The following is a 16,420-nucleotide window of genomic DNA, read 5'->3' on the forward strand; positions in this document are numbered from 1 at the left end:
AGCGGCACTAACATCGACCACTGTGTCCACCGCCGTCGCCGATCCCGTCCGCGGGCCCGACGGCGCCGCGCGCACCGGCGTCGTCGCCCTCGGCGTCACCGGCGCGGTGCTCGTCGCCCTCGGCACCTTCGGCGTCGGCGACATCCCCCGGGCGCAGACGTGGTTGCAGGACGTCGGGATGGCGTGGGTCACCTACGGTCACGGCAAATCACTGTCCGCGCTGCTGTTCTGGGGTGGCGTGGTGTGTCTCGTCGGAGCGTGGGTGTGGCTGGGCCGTCGGATCCTGACGCGACCGCCGGCCGTCGGCGACGTGCACCGCCTCCGGTGGGCGGCGGTCGGGTGGTCGGCCCCCCTGCTGTTCGCCGTGCCCGTCTACAGCCGCGACGTGTACGCCTACCTCGCGCAGGGCGCGCTGCTGCGCGACGGCTTCAACCCGTACGCGGACGGACCGGCGACCCATCCCGGCCCCCTGCTCGACTCGATGGCGCAGGTGTGGGCGACGACCACCGCGCCGTACGGGCCGCTCTTCATGACCCTCACCCGCTGGGTGACCGAGATGACCGGCGACAACCCCATCACCGGGGTGCTCGCGATGCGCGCGGTGATGCTGCCGGGGTGGATCCTGGCGATCTGGGCCGTCCCCCGGCTGGCGACCGCGTTGGGCCGTGACCCGCGGATCGCGCTGTGGCTGGCGGTGCTCAACCCGATGCTGATCATCCATCTCGTCGGCGGACCCCACGTCGAGATGCTCATGGCCGGGCTGCTCGTGGCCGGGGTCCTCCTGGTGGTGGTGCGCCGCCACGTCGTCGGGACCGTCGTGCTCGCACTGGCCGTCGCGGTGAAGATCACCGCCGGCGTGGCGGTGCCGTTCGTCCTGTGGATCTGGTGGGCGCACGCCCGTGAGCGCGGACGCGCCGGGCCGCGTGCGGTGGCCGGGATCGCCGCCACCGTCGTCGCGGTCTGCCTCGTGGTCTTCGCCGCCTTCACCGTGCTCGTCGGCCACGGGCTCGGATGGCTCACCGGGCTCGGCTACGCCGACCGGATCATCAACTGGCTCACCATCCCGACGGCTGTCGCGCACCTGGTGACACTGGTGGCCGCCCCGTTCGTGGCCGTCCCCCTGCCGGGTGTGCTGGCGACCACGCGGTTCGTCGGCGCGGTGGTCCTGGCGGTGACGCTCGTCGTGGTCTGGTGGCGCAGCCGTGCGGATGCCCGGTCCGCGGTCGTGGGCATCGCCGTCGCGATGGCCGCCGTCCTGCTGTTGGAGCCGTCGACCCTGCCCTGGTACTACAGCTGGGCGCTCGTCGTCGCCGGCGCGGCGACGTTCGGCAGGCGGGGACTCGCCGCCGTCGCGGCGGGATGTGTGTACCTGCTCCTGGTCTTCCAACCGGACGACTCGATCCTGCTGTACGAACCCGTCGACGCCGTGTTGTGTCTCATCCCCGCGCTGGTCGTCGCGGTGGCGCTCCTGCGAGCCCGACCCGGCCCGACGACCGGACTCCCCGAGCAGCCCCGGGAGCCGTCGACCGCACCGACCGCGACGGAGGCCGCGCCGTGACCCACACCTCGACCCTGGGTGCGCTCGCCGCACTGCATCCCGCCGACCGGGACCGCGTCGAGCGGGGCTATGCCGTCGCCGAACGGGTCACCGCCGAACACGGTCGGACCTACCACCTCGGCACCCGACTGCTCCCCCTCCGGCGACGCCGTGCCGTCTACGCGCTGTACGGGTTCGCCCGCCTCGTCGACGACGTCGTCGACGTCGACCCGGACTCGGCTGTCGTCGACGGCGTCGTCGACTCCGCGTCGTCCGTGTGGGCCACGTCCGACGCCGCACCACTCGACCCGACCGTCGTCGTGGACACCCTCGACGACAGCCTCCGCCGCTCGCTGGTCGCGCGGCGGACACCCGGCGCACGTCTGCCCGACGACGCCGACGACCGCATCCTGGCGCTCGCGGACACGATCGTCGCCTTCGACATCCCCGAGGACCACTTCACGGCGTTCCTGACGTCGATGCGGATGGACCTGCCCGGTGACCCGCTGTTCACGAACCGCTACGCGACCTTCGCCGACCTCGACGGGTACATGTACGGATCGGCGTCGGTCATCGGGCTGCAGATGGTCCCGGTCCTCGGCTCCCCCGACCCGGAGGCCGCGCTCGCACCGGCCGCCGCGCTCGGCGAGGCGTTCCAGCTGACCAACTTCATCCGCGACGTCGGCGAGGACCTCGACCGCGACCGGATCTACCTGCCCACCGAGGAACTCGCGACGTTCGGCGTCGACGAGGACATGCTGCGCGCCGCCCGGCAGAGCGGGATCAGCCCGCCGCCGCTGCAACGTGCACTCGCGCACTGCGTCGCGGTCAATCGCGCGCGCTACCGCGTCGCCGAGCCCGGGATCGCGCTGCTGGACCGGCGTAGCCGACCGGCCATCCGGGCGGCCTTCGAGCTCTACCGCGACATCCTGGAACAGGTCGAGGCGGCCGATCACCACATCCTGGGCCGACGGGTCGTCGTCGGCGGGCCGCGCCGGGCCCGCCGGGCCGCCGCTGCCGTGTTGCGGGGGCGCTAGAAGGCGAGAGCCTGTGCGCGCCGGATCATCTCGCGCGCGGCGTGACCGTGCAACGCCCGCGCCGGGTGTTCACCCAGGTCGTCCTGGACGGTGAACAGCCAGGCCATCGCCTCGTCGCGGTCGAACCCGCCGTCGAGGAGGACCGCGATCAGTCCGGTGAGGTGCTTGGCGATGCCCTCGTCGTCGAAGAACACCTCCGGCACAACCGGTTCCCCGTCGCGCGAGACCGCGAGGACGTGATGGTCGGCGACGAGGGTGCGGGCACGACCGATCGACACGCCGAGTCGACGGGAGACGGCGGGGAGATCGAGTACGGGCTCGTCGGCGGGCAGGACGGCGTCATCCGTGAGGGGCAGTGAGACCACCGCGACACCGTACCGCCGCGGGCACACGCCCACGGCGGCGGTGACACCGGCCGCCCGGCGCGATCGGTGCACGGGCGCGACTAGGCTGCCGGGAGGGTCCGTCGAGGTCACGCGACGGACTGTTCGGACGGAGAGGGGTCGACGGGTGAGCACCGCGCGTGACGTCCTCCTCGGCGTCGCGCTCGACGGTCGCTACCGCATCGATGCGCTCATCGCCCGGGGCGGGATGTCGGGGGTGTACCTCGGCGTCGACCTGCGCCTCGACCGTCCGGTGGCGGTCAAGGTCATGGATCCCCGCTACAGCGCCGATCCCCGGTTCCTGTCCCGACTCGAGTTCGAGGCCCGGTCGGTGGCGCGGCTCAAGGATCCCGGCCTCGTCCCCGTCTACGACCAGGGTGTCGACGGCGAGTGGGCGTTCCTCGTGATGGAACTCGTCGAGGGCGGGACGCTGCGCGAGCTGCTCGCCGAACGCGGGCCGATGCCGCCGCACGCCGCCGCGGCCGTGGGGATCCCGGTGCTCGGTGGCCTCGGCGCGGCGCACGCGCACGGACTGGTCCACCGCGACGTCAAACCCGAGAACGTCCTCATCTCCGACGGCGGCGAGGTGAAGGTCGTGGACTTCGGCCTCGTCCGCGCGATCGCCGCGGCCGGGATCACCAGCGACAGCGTGATCCTCGGTACGGCCGCCTATCTGTCCCCCGAACAGGTCGAGTCGACCGACGCCGACGCCCGCAGCGACGTCTACTCCTTCGGCATCATGCTGTACGAGATGCTCACGGGCACCACGCCGTTCCGCGGCGACACCCCGTTGGCCCTGGCCTACGCACGCTTGAACTCGCCGGTCCCGCCGCCGAGCCGGGTCATCCGCGGCGTCCCCCGCGCGTTCGACGACCTCGTGCTGACCGCGACCGCACGCGATCCCGCCGACAGGTTCGCCGACGGCGACGAGATGCTCGACGCACTCGCCGACGTGGTGACGGAGCTGCACCTGCCGCCGTTCACCGTGCCGGCACCACAGGTGTCGGCGGAACGGGCCACCGCCCTCGCCCGGCGGCTCGCCGACGCCCGGCCGTCCGGGTCGGGACCGTCCGGGGACGCCGACCTCGACGGTGTCGACGGGCCCGACCGGCGTCGCGCGACGCGGATGATGGGTGACGACGGGCACACCCGTGTCGACAGGCGTCCACCCGAGGACGACGTGTTCGACGACCCCTACGACGACGACCGATACGACGACGGACACGCCGGGGACGTCCACGACGCGACGCCGCACGGGGATCGCCCCCGCCCCGCCCTGCTGGCCGCGGCGGACGCGGAGGTGGGCCGCCGGCGGCGTGGTCGTCGACGGGGCTGGATCGTCACCGCGGTGGTGATCACCCTCGCCGTCGCGATGGCCGCCCTGGGCTGGTGGGCCGGGGTCGCCGTCGCGGGGGCGGACACCCCCGGCACCGCGCCGTCCGCGTCGCACCGGGTGGAGCCGTCCGCGCCGGCACGGGTGGAACCGTCAGCCGCGCAGCATCTCCGCGACGAGGAACGCCAGTTCCAGTGACTGCTGGGTGTTGAGGCGCGGATCGCAGGCGGTCTCGTAGCGACCCGCGAGGTCCATGTCGGAGATGTCCTGGGCGCCGCCGAGGCATTCGGTGACGTCCTCGCCGGTGAGCTCGATGTGCACGCCGCCCGGGTGGGTGCCCAGCGCGCGGTGCACCTCGAAGAAGCCCTGCACCTCGTCGACGATCCGGTCGAAATGACGGGTCTTGAACCCCGTCGACGACTCGTGGGTGTTCCCGTGCATCGGATCGCACTGCCAGATAACCTTGTGACCCGTCGCCTCGACCGCCTCGACGATGGGCGGCAACACGGTTCGCACGTTGCCGTTGCCCATCCGCGCGACCAGCGTGAGACGCCCGTCGACCTTCTTCGGGTCGAGGCGCTTCACGTACTCGACCGCCTGCTCGGGTGTCGTGCCCGGGCCGATCTTCACGCCGATCGGGTTGGCGATGAGCTCGGCCAGTGCTATGTGGGCGCCGTCGAGGTCGCGGGTCCGCTCACCGATCCAGAGGAAGTGCGCCGACAGGTCGTAGAGAACCGGGTCGCCGTCGGGATCGCGCGGGTCCTCGGCCAGCCGGAGCAGCCCGCGCTCGTAGTCCAGGACGAGCGCCTCGTGGGAGGCGTAGATGTTCGCCGACTCGAGGTTGCTGTCCCGCACCTCGCAGGCGTCCATGAAGCGCAGCGCACGGTCGATCTCCGACGCCAGCGCCTCGTACCGCGCACCGGCGCGTGAGGTGCGCACGAACTCGCGGTTCCAGTCGTGCACCCGGTGCAGGTCCGCGAGGCCCGCGCCGGTCAGCGCGCGCACCAGGTTCATCGCGGCGCTCGCGTTGGCGTAGGCGCGCACCAGGCGAGACGGGTCGTGGATCCGGGCGGCCTCGTCGGCCGGGAAGCCGTTGACCATGTCGCCGCGGTAGGAGGTCAGGCCCAGCGCGTCGGTGTTCGACGACCGCGGCTTGGCGTACTGACCCGCGATGCGTGCGACCTTGACGACCGGGAGACTCGCGCCGTAGGTGAGCACCACCGCCATCTGCAGCAGGGTGCGGATGTTGCCCTTGATGTGGGGTTCGGTGTTCGCGACGAAGGTCTCGGCGCAGTCACCGCCCTGCAGGAGGAACGCCTCCCCGCGCGCGACCTTCGCGAGACTGTCGTGGAGCTGCGCGACCTCCTCGGGCATGCAGATCGGCGGCACGCTCTCGAGCACGGTGCGCATGGCACGCGCCTTGTCCTCGGGCCAGGTCGGCTGCTGCAACGCCGGCCGCTCGAGCACCCCGGCGAAGCGCTCGGCGAGATCGCCCGGGAGCGGCGGCAGCTCCGGCAGCTCGTCGATGGGCACGTCCACAGTCCAGTTCACCACGGCGACCAGCGTAATCGCCGGTGGTGTCCGGTCCTGACGGCCGGGTCCGGACAGACCCGCCCGTGCCCGTGCTCAGGGGTGTCGGACAGCCTGCATGGCCTCCCAGCGACGCAGGTTGTGCCGGGCGTCGACCAGCGCGTCGTGCGCGTCTGCGGGCGACGGCGGCAGGGCGGGCCGGTCGAGCGACTCCCAGAGCTGCTTGAGCTCGCGGGTGTAGCGCGGGATCGGTCGCGGCAGCTGCGGCATCGATCCCCACAGCTGGCAGAGCGCGACGTGGTCGTAGGCGCCGATCCACGCCCAGAGCTCGATGTCGCCTCCGAACGATGTGAGGAAGTTCAGCAGGTCGTCACGTATCCGTCGCCTGCCGGCCCACGTCCTCGACGACGGTGGTGGCAAATGTGGCAGGACATGAGCACGAACCCAGTCACCCGCGCGGTCGGGATCGAATTCGGTGGAGACCGCGTAGTACTCGCTGCCGTCCTCCGCGACCACCCCGATCGAGACGAGTTCGATGGTCCGACCGTCCTCGATGAACTCGGTGTCGTAGAAGAAGCGCACCCACCGAGCGTAGGCGTCGGGGGTGGTGCGCGATGATCGCCGTCATGTCCACGTACCGACGACAGGTCGCCCCGGCGGCGCCCCGACCCATCCTCGCGCGGTGGTCCCCGTCGCGCGTGACGATCACCGCCATCGTCGTCGCGTTCGCGCTGACCGCCGCCATCCGGGTGACGGGCACCCCGTTCACGCACTCGTTCGGGCGTTTCGACCGCATCGACATCGACGTCTACCGCCTCGGCGCACAGATGTGGCGCAACGGCGGCGCCCTCTACGCCTCGGGCTCCATGCCGTTCACCACCGACGGCATCTGGCTGCCGTTCACCTACCCGCCGTTCGCCGCGCTGTCGTTCCTGCCGTTCACCGTGGTCCCCCTCGTCGTCGCGGGCACGGTGATGGCGATCGTGACCGTCGTCGCGACCGTGGTGGGTGTCGCCCTGGTCGTGCGGGCACTGCGGATCGGGTCGGACACGAACCGACGCTGGGTGGTTCTGGCGGTCGCGACCGCCGCGCTGTGGACGAACCCGTACTGGATGACGCTCGGCTTCGGTCAGGTCAACGTGATCCTGCTGGTGCTCGTCGCCGTGGATCTGCTCGTGCTCGGGCCGCGGGGGTCACGGTGGCACGGCACCCTCATCGGTGTCGCCGCGGCGATCAAGCTCACGCCGCTGGCGTTCGTGCTCCACCTCGTCGTCCGGCGCGACGCCGCGGCGGTCGTACGCGCGGTGTCGGTGTTCGCGGCCGCCGCGGTGATCGCGGTGATCTGGGCGCCGTCGGACTCGCTCCGCTACTGGGGGCACACCGTGTTCCACACCGACCGGATCGGCGACCTCGCCGGTGGGATCAACCAGAGTGTCAACGGGATGTGGATCCGACTCCTCGGTTCGGGCGGCGCCGAGCAGCTCGTGTGGGTGGTGTCGGTCCTGGTCCTCACCGCGGTGGCGTGGGTGGCGATCTCCGCGGCGCGTCGGCTCGGCGGCGACGTCCTCGCGGTGTGCGTCACCGCGGTGTGGGCGGTCATGGTGTCGCCGACCTCGTGGGCGCACCACTGGGTGTGGGCGGTGCCCGCGGTGCTCGCCCTCGGCGCCGCCGCGGTGCGGTCGCAGTCGGTGGGCACCCGCCGAGCGCTGGCCGCCACCGCGGCGATCGGGCTGGCGGTCGTCACGGCCGCGCCGTTCCAGTTCCTCGACGACGACCCCCGGCGGTGGTCGTTCGTCGAGACGGTGGCGGGCAACGCGTTCTGCCTGTGGGGCCTCGGTCTCCTGGTGGTGGTCACCGTGCTCGGGCGTCGCCCGGGCGACGAGCTCGGGCCGACGGCTCAGGCCGCGGGCTCGGACCGGACGGTCGTCGCCGGGCGCTGATCGGCGTCGGCGTCCTTCTTCAGGCTCGCGGCATAGATGTCGACGTACTGCTGACCGCTCAGGCGCATCAGTTCGTACATGATCTCGTCGGTGACGGCACGCTCGATGAAGCGGTTGCCGTTCATCCCCTCGAACCGTGAGAAGTCCAGCGGCTTGCCGACTTTGATGGTCACCCGCGTCGGCCGGGGCAGGATCGTCCCCGGCGGGTTCAGCTGGTCGGTCCCGACCATCGCGACCGGGATCACCGGCACACCGGTCTCCATCGCGATCCGCGCCAGCCCCGTCTTGCCCTTGAAGAGGCGGCCGTCCGGCGAACGGGTGCCCTCCGGGTACATGCCCATCAGCTGCCCCTCCTCGAGCTTGCGCCGGGCGGCGATGAGGGCTCCCGCCGCGGCGTCGGCGCCGGTGCGGTCGATGGGGATCTGGCCGGACGAGCTGAAGAACCAGCGCTGGAACGCACCCTTGGGTCCGGTCCCGGTGAAGTACTCGCTCTTGGCGAGGAAGTAGATGCGGCGACGGACCATGAGCGGCAGGTAGAAGCTGTCGACCACCGCGAGGTGGTTGCTGGCCAGGATCGCCGGGCCACGGGCGGGGATGTTCTCGAGTCCCTCGATGCGCGGCCGGGCCATCAGCTTCAGGCCCGGGCCCATCAACACGTACTTGAACAGCCAGTACCACATCGCTGGACTCCGATCGTCGTCACCGCCCGCACGTCGTTGTGTCCGATCCGACACCGTGGGGTCCGGTGTCGCGTCCGACACGACGACACCGGGGAAACTCTACTCACCCTCGCGACGCGACGGACACCGGCGACAGGTCGCCGCGTGCGATCACCGAGGCCCCGATCACGCCGGCCGCCTCGCCGAGCTGGGTGCCCCGAATCCGGGCGAGGCGGCGGTGCCCGCTGCCGGTGAGCGATGCGCCGTAGTGGTCGCGCGCCTCGTCGAGGAACAGTCCGCTGGACGCACCGACACCGCCGGCGAGGACGATCAGGTCGGGGTCGAAGACATCGCCGATGAGGGCGAGCCCGTACCCGAGCCAGCGCGCGAAGTCGGCGACGGCGGCGAGCCCCATCGGGTCGCCGTCGTGGGCCGCGGCGGCGACGCGACGACCGGTCAACGACCCCGGGTCGAGCGCGGTCTCGCGGGCCAGCGGACTGGTGCGGTGCATCCCCGCGGCCACCAACTCGACGACGTTGTCCACGAGAGCGGTTCCGCTGCAATACCGTTCCCAGCAACCGAGCTTGCCGCACGGGCAGGGACGGCCGTCGGGCACGACGGGGAGATGGCCGAGTTCGGGTGCGACCCCGTTGCTGCCGCGGAACAGTTCCCCCTCCAACAGCAACCCTGCCCCGATGCCGGTGCCGATGGCCAGCACCAGGGTCGTGTGTCCGCCCGCCGCCGCACCGAAGCGCCGTTCGGCGACCGCGGCCGCGTTCGCGTCGTGCTCACACGAGACGGGCAGGCCGATGCGCTCGCTCATCTGCGCGGCCACGGGCACCTCCCGCCACGGCAGGTGTGGGGCGAAGCGGACCACCGAGCGATCCGAGGTGAGGAACCCCGCGACCGCCAGACCCACCGCATCCACCTCGGAACGGGAGCGCAGGTCCGCGACGAGGCGGCCCAGGCACCGTTCCAATGCCGGCGCGGTGGTCGGTGTCTGCGCGCGCTGCGAATCGTGGATCTGTCCGCGCTCGTCGACGACGGCCGCGCGGATGCTCGTCCCCCCGACGTCGATGCCGATCGTCAACGACCCACTCACGTCGGGTGCACCTCGACGGTGATGGGATGGAACGACCCGCTCCTCCCCGAGGGCGGGCGTCCGTCGGTCCGGACGCGTCCACGCCGACCGCGATCGGAACCGACCTCGTCGAGCGCGGCCGAGATCGCCTGCAGTGCGGCGATGATCGCGGTGACGACGCGGTTCACCAGCTCGGTGAGCTCCAGGACGAGGGCGTCGACCGCCGCCCGCACCGCGGGACCGATGTCGGCCGACGGCCGCGCCGGGTCGCCGCCCGCGACGTGCTCCCCGACCACACCGGTGGCGAAGTTCTCGACACGGTCGAGCAGGGCGAGGACCAGCGCACGCAACGGATCGGCGTCCGTGGCGTCGCGACGCCCGTCGGCACCCGTGCTGTCCATGCGTCCGTACTCCCCTGGCCATCGATGGCGACGTCGTCGCGTCGCGCGGTCGTGTGTCCTGCGGCGTCGGCCGCCGTCAGTCCTCCGTCCGGCCCGGCCGTGGCCACACCGCCGGATCCGGACTGAACCGGACACTCAGCGTCCCATCATCCCATCGAGCGTCGAGGACCGTACACCGGCGCAGGACAGACGGCAGGGTCAGGCGGTGACGGACCCCGCTGAGCGTCACCAGGAGGTCGTCGCCGGAGCGACCCAGCGCCAGGGTCTCGGGGTCGGGCAGGGGTTGCTGCCACGACAGCCGGTAGAGCGACGACAGCCCGGTCCCCGACACGTGCTCGACCTCGGCAGCCGCCGAACCGGCCGGCTGACCGGGGGCGTCGTCGACGCCGACACCGAGACGGCGCAGCGCCGCGACCGTCCTCGGCTCGACCGAGAGCTCGGTGGCGACGGTGACCGGGATCGACGAACTCCGGTGCGGCGGAACGGGGTCCATCCCGTCGTCCCGGCCCCGGTTGACCACCACCCCGCAGGTGGTGATCCCCATCAGGTCGAGTGCGGCGACGAGTCGATGGGTGTTCTCGCGACCGTGCTGACCGGCGGGGGCGACCACATGCGCGCGTGTGACGCTGGGGTCGACCAGCAGCCCGGCGATGTCGGCGCAGTCGGCCGCGAGCCCGTCGACGACTCCCGCGCCCCCCGCCAGACGAGGTGTCTCGGCAGCGCCGGCCAGACGCCGATGGCGCGGCCAGATGCGTTCGAGGTAGCCCGCGACCAGGGCCGGGACCCCGAGGAATCCGACGGGGTCGATGCCGCCCGAACAGTCGACGACGACGCGCCGCCACCGACCGGACATGGCCTCGTCCCGGATACGGCGCCACGCGAGCAACTGCTCGATACCGGGCAGGCCACCGAGTTCGTCGGGGTCGATGTCGGCGACCTCGGCCACCGGCCCGCCGACCAGGGAGACGGGCCCGCGCAGCATCGCCCACATGTCCCCGAGCATGGCCAGGGTGTCGAGCTCGAGCAGGTGGGCACGCTGCGACACCGCGACGGGGGTGCCCGGCCTGGAGTACACGCCGAACACCCGCGAGCCCTGCCGGAACCGGTCGAGGGAGACCAACAGGGTCCCGCTCGAATCGACGTCGCGCGCACGACGATTCGGCGCCGAACCCACTGCGAGCGCTGCGGCGACGGTCGAGACGCCCGCGCCCCCCGGGCCGAGCACGACGTGGACGGGTGCGACGTCGATCAGCCTTCCACCCTCTTCTTCAGTTCCTTCAGCGCCGCGTCGGTGATCGCCTTCTCGGCGCGACGCTTCAGCGCGCCGATGATCGGGATGGCGAGGTCGACGGTCAGCTGATAGGTCACCTTCGTGGAACCGGATGCCTGCTGCACCAACGTGTATCGACCGTGCTGCGCCGTCTGCAGTTCGCTGCTGACGAGGTCCCACTCGACCGATCGGCCGTCGTCGGACCAGGTGTACACGAGTTCGTAGGTGTCGCGGAGGACGCCGGCGTCGAGCCGGAACCGCACCCGGTGGGCGCGCGGGGCACCGTCGGGCCCCGTACCCGCCTCCACGACGGTCACCTCGTCGGCGGCGGACACCCACTCGGGGTAGCGGTCGAAGTCGGCGATGACGTCCATGACCGCGTCGGGATCGGCGCTGATGACGATGGACTGTTCGGTGCTGTCGGCCACGTCACACCCCTCCTGGCACTGCACGGGGACCCTCGCCGACGACGCCGGCGGCGGGATCGCCCACCGCCCTGCCGCTCTCGAGTCGGCGCTTCACCTCGACGGACATCCTGCGCCCGGCCACGCGGCGAGCGTGGTTCTCGGCGGAGGCGCGGCCGCCCGGACCGGTGGGCTCGGCATGGAGGAAATAGTGCAGGACGAAACCGTCGAGAACGGGCTCGCACCAGATCTCCATCGTGCCGGTCAGCGCGCCGGCGACGCGCCACCGGATGCCCTGCTCGCCACGGTCCTCGACCACGTCGAGGACCAGGTCGGGCCACCAGCCGCGCCACCGCGAACGGTCCCCGACGACACCGGCGACCGACGCCGGCGACGCGGCGACGAACGTCTCGTCGGCGACCTGGACGCTGTTCACCGCTACAGCTTCACATACCCCGCCCGCTCCCCCGTCGCCACCGTGCGACGCCGTCGGTGCCATCGTGCGCGCGGTCATCGGAGCAACCGTCGCATGCGGTCGGCGATCGCATCCCATTCCCATGTCGCCGTGGCCCATTCCCGGCCCGCGCGGCCCATCGCGGCCGCCCGGACGGGGTCGGCGAGCAGCGTCCCGACCGCCTCGGCGACGGCGGCCACGTCGCGTCCGTCCACCACTCGGCCGGTGCGACCGTCGACGACGGTCTCGGGCGCTCCCCCGGAATCCCCGGCCACCACCGGCACGCCGCTGGCGGACGCCTCCAGGTAGACGATCCCCAGCCCCTCGACGTCGAGTCCACGACCACGGGTGCGCGCCGGCATCGCGAACACGTCCGCGGCTGCGTGATAGGCGGGGACGTCGGCGGAGTCCACGGATCCGGTGAGCAGGATCCGATCCCGGGCCGGGGAGGCGGCTCGCCGCTTCTCGAGTGCGTCCCGGTGCGGCCCGCCCCCGGCGATGAGCAATCGCGCGTCGGGCACGTCGCGGAGCACGGCGGGGAAGGAGTCGATGAGCACGTCCTGGCCCTTGCGGGCTACCAGCCGCGACAGACACAGCACCACCGGCGCGTCGCCCAGGTCGTGCCGGGCACGGATGCGGGCGCGGGCGGCGGGATCGGGCGCGAACCGTGCGGTGTCGACACCGGGAGGGAGATGCTCCAGCGCGGCCTGCGGACCGAACGCCGCCGCGAAGCGACCCCGCGTGTAGCGACTGACGAACGTGACCACATCGGTGTGGGTCCCGATGTGCCGCAGGGTCTGCCGTGCCACGGGCAGCATCGACCACCCGACCTCGTGCCCGTGGGTGCTGGCGATGACCCGTCGCGCGCCGGCGCGACGCAGCACCGGGGCGAGGACCGCGAGCGGGGCGGCGGCGCCGAACCAGACGGTGTCGACGTCGTGCGCGGCGACCAGCTCGGCCGCCCGACGGGCGACGCCCGGCGTCGGGAGCATCAGTCCGGTGGGATGACGGTGCACGCGGTACGGGACCCGTGCGTCGAACTCGGCGTCACCACGCCACCGCGGCGCGTAGACGACGACCTCGTCCGGCGGCAGACGATCCACGAGGTTCTGCAGGTAGGACTGGATCCCACCCGGGCGCGGCGGGTAGTCGTTGGTGACCAGCAGCGTCCGCCCCATCAGACCTCCCGCCGCCGCAGCGCCGACCGCGGACGGCTCATCGTGCGACGGACGCCGTCAACCAGGTCCGCCACCGGTCGAGGACCGCGTCGCCGGGGGCGCCCAGGGTCGCCGACATCGCGTCGGACTGCGCCTGGGCGGTGCTCGGACCGCCGGCGAGCCGCAGATAGAGCGCGCGGAGCCGTTGCGGGGTGTACGCCTCGGCGGCGAACGCCGCGAACGACCACGCCGTCTGATACGCGAGTCGGGGGTTGGCGCCTGCGACGTCGAAGGCGGCGTCGTCGGGTAGCGCTGCGGGCAGTTTCCCGGCGCGGACCTGCTCGGCCAGGTCGGGTGCGGCGTCGGCCAGGTCGCGATACGTCCCGCGGCGGCCCACGTACTCGGCCACCCCCTCGGTCAGCCACTTCGGGGCCGTGTCGGCGGTACGGGGACGGGCCGCGACGTGGGTGAGTTCGTGCCGCAGCACGACGTCGAGCGCGGGCCCCGGTAGGTCGGTGATCGCACCGGGTGTGAAGATCACCCGCTGCCCCAGGGCGCTGACGCCGGTGTCGTCGCCGGACACCGTGGCCGCGGCGGCGGCCGCGGTGTCGCCCTGGGTGCGGGCGAGCCCGGAGAAGGCGGCACCGGAGTCGGTCGCGATCACCACGGCGCGGCGCGGCCACTGGCCGCCCCAGAACGCCGACACCGCCCCGACCGCACCGGGGAGCGCTGCACGGATGCGATCACCGAGTCCTCGACTACCCGGGTAGTCGAGGACCACCGAGGTGCCGCCGGAGGTCGTCACACGCTGCGCCCGGACACCCGGGAAGTCCCAGAACTGGGCGCGCGGTGACCCGGAGCCGAGGACGGGGCCCGCGTCGCCGACGACGGTCCACCGGTCTCCGTACCGGGCCATCACGAGTGGACGTTCGATGGTGGTCGGGGCCTCGTCGACGCCGGCGAACTGGTACCGCAGCACCGCGGGCACGACCCACGAGTCGGAGCTGCCCTGGGCGTCGAGTCGCTGCTGCAGCTCGGCGGGTACCGGGATCTCCCCCAGCTGACCGCGATCGCCGAGCTGGCCCGACTCGTCCGACTCACCGGTGTCGCGCTGGACCCGATACTCCAGGGTGCTGATGCCGACGGCACCGATGGCCCGGGCCGTCTGCGCCACCGAGTCGCGGAAGGCCGCCGTGGCGGCGGGGTCGACCACGGCGTTCGCCGCGGAGACGTCGCCGGCGCGATCGGCCCGAGCGAGGGCGGTCAGTGTCGCGAGGACCCCCTGCTCCCTGTCGGCCTCGTAGACGTTCAGCGTCGTCGACGACGACGCGGACGACGGCGCGGGCGTCTCGGATCCGCAGGCGGACAGTCCGAGGACAGCGACCACCCCGGTGGCGACGACCGCGAGGACGCGGCGGCGTGTGGCCACGCCGTGGGAACCCACCTCAGTAGCGGCGCGCGGCTTTGAAGGGCCCGGCGTCGTCGAGGGGGACCACCTTCACCGGCACGCCGAAGGTGGAGGCGTGCACGACGTACCCGTCGCCGACGTACATGCCGACGTGACTCGCGTCGGCGTAGTAGATGACGAGGTCGCCGGGACGAAGGTCCTTGCGGTCGACCGGCGTGCCCCCGGCGAGCTGCGCCTCACTGGATCGCGGCAGCGTCTCGCCGGCCTGCTTGTAGGCCCACACCATGAGCCCGGAGCAGTCGAACTGCGCCGGTCCGGTGGCACCCCAGACGTAGGGGTCGCCGATTCGCGTCAGGGCCGCCTGCACCGCGACGATCCACGGGGCGGTCCCGCGCGGGATCAGCGACGGGTCGAAGGTGATGTCGGGTCCGCGCAGCGCCGCGAGCTGTTTGCCCGTGAGCGATTCGTAGACGGCCTTCACCTGGGCGATGTTCAGCTGCAGGTCGGTCTGCTTCCGCTGGAGGCCCGCCCGGGTCGCGTCCACGGCCGCGACGGCCTTCGCCGCCGTGTCGCGGGCCTTCTGTGCCGCCGCCCGGGCCTTCGCCGCGTCGGCGGACGCCGCGCGGTACGCGCGGACGTCGGCCGACGTCTGTCGGGACAGCATCTCCAGGCCGGACATCTGGTCGAGCAGGGACTGCGGGGAGTCGGACACGAGCACCGCGTACAGACGGTTCACACGCGCACCGCGATACGACGCGCTGACCAGGGTGTCGACCCGGTCCTGCAGGACGTCGAGTCGACCGGACAACGCCGCCAGCCGCTTGTCGGCCGCGCCGACCGCGGCATCGGCGGACCGCAGCTCCGCGTTCTTCGCGTCGAGCTCGATCTGGGCGTTGTGCATCGCCTCGGACGACTGCTCGGCCTCACGCCCGAGCGACGTGTAGCGGGCGAGGAGCTGATCGGGGTTGCGTGTCACGGGATCGGCGCCGGACGGTGCCGCCAGGCACACGACGCCCACGGCGACGAGAAGGGTCGCGACACACGAGACGACGCCGCGCACGACACGTTCTCCGACCATCACGAGTGCTGCTTCACCTTCGAATCCGTTCGTCCCCCGACACGCCCGACGGGGCCGACTCGCGACCGTACCCCCCGGCGCACCGGAGGAACGATACGGCCATCACCGCGGCTGCGGTGATGGTTCGCCTGAACCACCACCCGCCGGTCGATCAGGGTCTGTCAGTACCGGCGCGCAGCGTAGAAGTCGACGCTCTTCAGGCTGGCCTTCGACACCGGGACACCCTCGGTGAGCGAGTGCACGATGGTGCCGTTGCCGATGTAGATGCCCGCGTGCGAACCGCCGTTCATGATGATGACGTCGCCGGGCTCGAGGTTCTTCTCCGCGACCGGGGTGCCGCCGCCGAGCTGGCCGTAGCTGTCCCGGGGAATGGTCTTGCCGGCCTGCTTGTAGGACCAGTAGACGAGACCCGAGCAGTCGAAGGCGGTCGGCCCGGCAGCGCCGTAGACGTAGGGCGAGCCGATGCGGGTGAGGGCGGCCGATGCCGCGCGCTGACCGATCGCGCGGGTCGGCGCGAGGTTCGGGGCGGTCTCCGGGCCCTTGGGCTTGGCCTTGAACTGCGGCGGGATCTGGTTCTCGGTGACACCGGGGATCTCGAAGGTGCCGATACCCGGAAGGGTGATGGGGGCCGCGAGGGCCGGACCGGCCCCGGTCGCCACGGCGCCCAGGGTGATGGTCCCGGCGAGGACCGCTCCCCGGGCGGTCTTCAGACCGGTGTTGGTGCTCTGTGCGCGGTGCTTCGCCACGT

The 16,420-nt window shown here is 72.2% G+C and carries 17 protein-coding genes; 4 read left to right on the top strand and 13 right to left on the bottom strand.

Features of this window, described 5'->3' with window-relative positions:
• Positions 1-22 precede the first annotated feature (22 nt).
• Together ACXVUM_RS20165 and ACXVUM_RS20170 are read left to right on the top strand one after the other, a co-directional pair.
• Positions 23-1,558, top strand: coding sequence for an alpha-(1->6)-mannopyranosyltransferase A (locus tag ACXVUM_RS20165; RefSeq protein WP_458523710.1), 1,536 nt, complete (start codon positions 23-25; stop codon positions 1,556-1,558).
• Positions 1,555-2,574, top strand: a complete 1,020-nt coding sequence (locus tag ACXVUM_RS20170; protein ID WP_458523711.1) for a phytoene/squalene synthase family protein — start codon at positions 1,555-1,557, stop codon at positions 2,572-2,574. Before ACXVUM_RS20165 ends, ACXVUM_RS20170 begins: the two co-directional genes overlap by 4 nt.
• On the opposite strand, the gene ACXVUM_RS20175 is transcribed toward ACXVUM_RS20170, so the two are convergent.
• On the bottom strand, positions 2,571-2,939 hold the full coding sequence (locus ACXVUM_RS20175; RefSeq protein ID WP_458523712.1) for an Rv2175c family DNA-binding protein: 369 nt from the start codon (positions 2,937-2,939) through the stop codon (positions 2,571-2,573). The two genes, ACXVUM_RS20170 and ACXVUM_RS20175, sit on opposite strands and share 4 nt — an antisense overlap.
• Before the next feature lie 145 nt (positions 2,940-3,084).
• On the opposite strand from ACXVUM_RS20175, the gene ACXVUM_RS20180 reads away from it, so the two are divergent.
• The gene (locus tag ACXVUM_RS20180; RefSeq protein ID WP_458523713.1) at positions 3,085-4,488 is read left to right on the top strand and encodes a protein kinase domain-containing protein; all 1,404 of its coding nucleotides are present in this window, start codon (positions 3,085-3,087) and stop codon (positions 4,486-4,488) included.
• On the opposite strand, the gene ACXVUM_RS20185 is transcribed toward ACXVUM_RS20180, so the two are convergent.
• Positions 4,444-5,844: a class II 3-deoxy-7-phosphoheptulonate synthase gene (locus ACXVUM_RS20185; protein ID WP_458523714.1), complete on the bottom strand. Its 1,401-nt coding sequence runs from the start codon at positions 5,842-5,844 to the stop codon at positions 4,444-4,446. The genes ACXVUM_RS20180 and ACXVUM_RS20185 overlap by 45 nt on opposite strands.
• A gap of 72 nt (positions 5,845-5,916) precedes the next feature.
• Positions 5,917-6,402 carry a polyadenylate-specific 3'-exoribonuclease AS gene (locus tag ACXVUM_RS20190; protein ID WP_458523715.1) on the bottom strand — a complete coding sequence of 162 codons (486 nt, stop codon included), beginning with the start codon at positions 6,400-6,402 and terminating at the stop codon, positions 5,917-5,919.
• Positions 6,403-6,446: 44 nt separating this feature from the next.
• Between ACXVUM_RS20190 and ACXVUM_RS20195 the strand changes: the two genes are divergently transcribed.
• A complete protein-coding gene (locus tag ACXVUM_RS20195) occupies positions 6,447-7,760 on the top strand; it encodes a glycosyltransferase 87 family protein (RefSeq protein WP_458523716.1) in 1,314 nt (437 codons plus the stop codon).
• Here ACXVUM_RS20195 and ACXVUM_RS20200 read toward each other — a convergent pair.
• From ACXVUM_RS20200 to ACXVUM_RS20245, 10 genes are all read right to left on the bottom strand, one after another.
• Positions 7,718-8,440 carry a lysophospholipid acyltransferase family protein gene (locus ACXVUM_RS20200; RefSeq protein ID WP_458523717.1) on the bottom strand — a complete coding sequence of 241 codons (723 nt, stop codon included), beginning with the start codon at positions 8,438-8,440 and terminating at the stop codon, positions 7,718-7,720. The two genes, ACXVUM_RS20195 and ACXVUM_RS20200, sit on opposite strands and share 43 nt — an antisense overlap.
• Positions 8,441-8,543: 103 nt before the next feature.
• Complete coding sequence (locus tag ACXVUM_RS20205) at positions 8,544-9,521, bottom strand: ROK family protein (protein ID WP_458523718.1); 978 nt, start codon at positions 9,519-9,521, stop codon at positions 8,544-8,546.
• Complete coding sequence (locus ACXVUM_RS20210; protein ID WP_458523719.1) at positions 9,518-9,901, bottom strand: hypothetical protein; 384 nt, start codon at positions 9,899-9,901, stop codon at positions 9,518-9,520. The genes ACXVUM_RS20205 and ACXVUM_RS20210 overlap by 4 nt, the downstream gene beginning before the upstream one ends.
• Before the next feature lie 76 nt (positions 9,902-9,977).
• Positions 9,978-11,126: an ArsA family ATPase gene (locus ACXVUM_RS20215; protein WP_458523720.1), complete on the bottom strand. Its 1,149-nt coding sequence runs from the start codon at positions 11,124-11,126 to the stop codon at positions 9,978-9,980.
• Between the two features lie 23 nt (positions 11,127-11,149).
• Positions 11,150-11,599: an SRPBCC family protein gene (locus ACXVUM_RS20220; protein WP_458523721.1), complete on the bottom strand. Its 450-nt coding sequence runs from the start codon at positions 11,597-11,599 to the stop codon at positions 11,150-11,152.
• Position 11,600: 1 nt separating this feature from the next.
• Positions 11,601-12,011, bottom strand: a complete 411-nt coding sequence (locus ACXVUM_RS20225; RefSeq protein WP_458523722.1) for a hypothetical protein — start codon at positions 12,009-12,011, stop codon at positions 11,601-11,603.
• 74 nt (positions 12,012-12,085) lie between these two features.
• The gene (locus ACXVUM_RS20230; RefSeq protein ID WP_458523723.1) at positions 12,086-13,207 is read right to left on the bottom strand and encodes a glycosyltransferase family 4 protein; all 1,122 of its coding nucleotides are present in this window, start codon (positions 13,205-13,207) and stop codon (positions 12,086-12,088) included.
• A 37-nt stretch (positions 13,208-13,244) separates the two neighbouring features.
• Positions 13,245-14,615, bottom strand: a complete 1,371-nt coding sequence (locus tag ACXVUM_RS20235) for a hypothetical protein (RefSeq protein WP_458523724.1) — start codon at positions 14,613-14,615, stop codon at positions 13,245-13,247.
• Between the two features lie 16 nt (positions 14,616-14,631).
• Positions 14,632-15,672 (bottom strand): NlpC/P60 family protein, encoded by a 1,041-nt coding sequence (locus ACXVUM_RS20240; protein ID WP_458523725.1) that lies wholly within the window; start codon positions 15,670-15,672, stop codon positions 14,632-14,634.
• 161 nt (positions 15,673-15,833) lie between these two features.
• Positions 15,834-16,418: a C40 family peptidase gene (locus ACXVUM_RS20245; RefSeq protein WP_458523726.1), complete on the bottom strand. Its 585-nt coding sequence runs from the start codon at positions 16,416-16,418 to the stop codon at positions 15,834-15,836.
• Positions 16,419-16,420: the final 2 nt, after the last annotated feature.

The sequence above is a fragment of the Williamsia sp. SKLECPSW1 genome, from assembly GCF_054332755.1.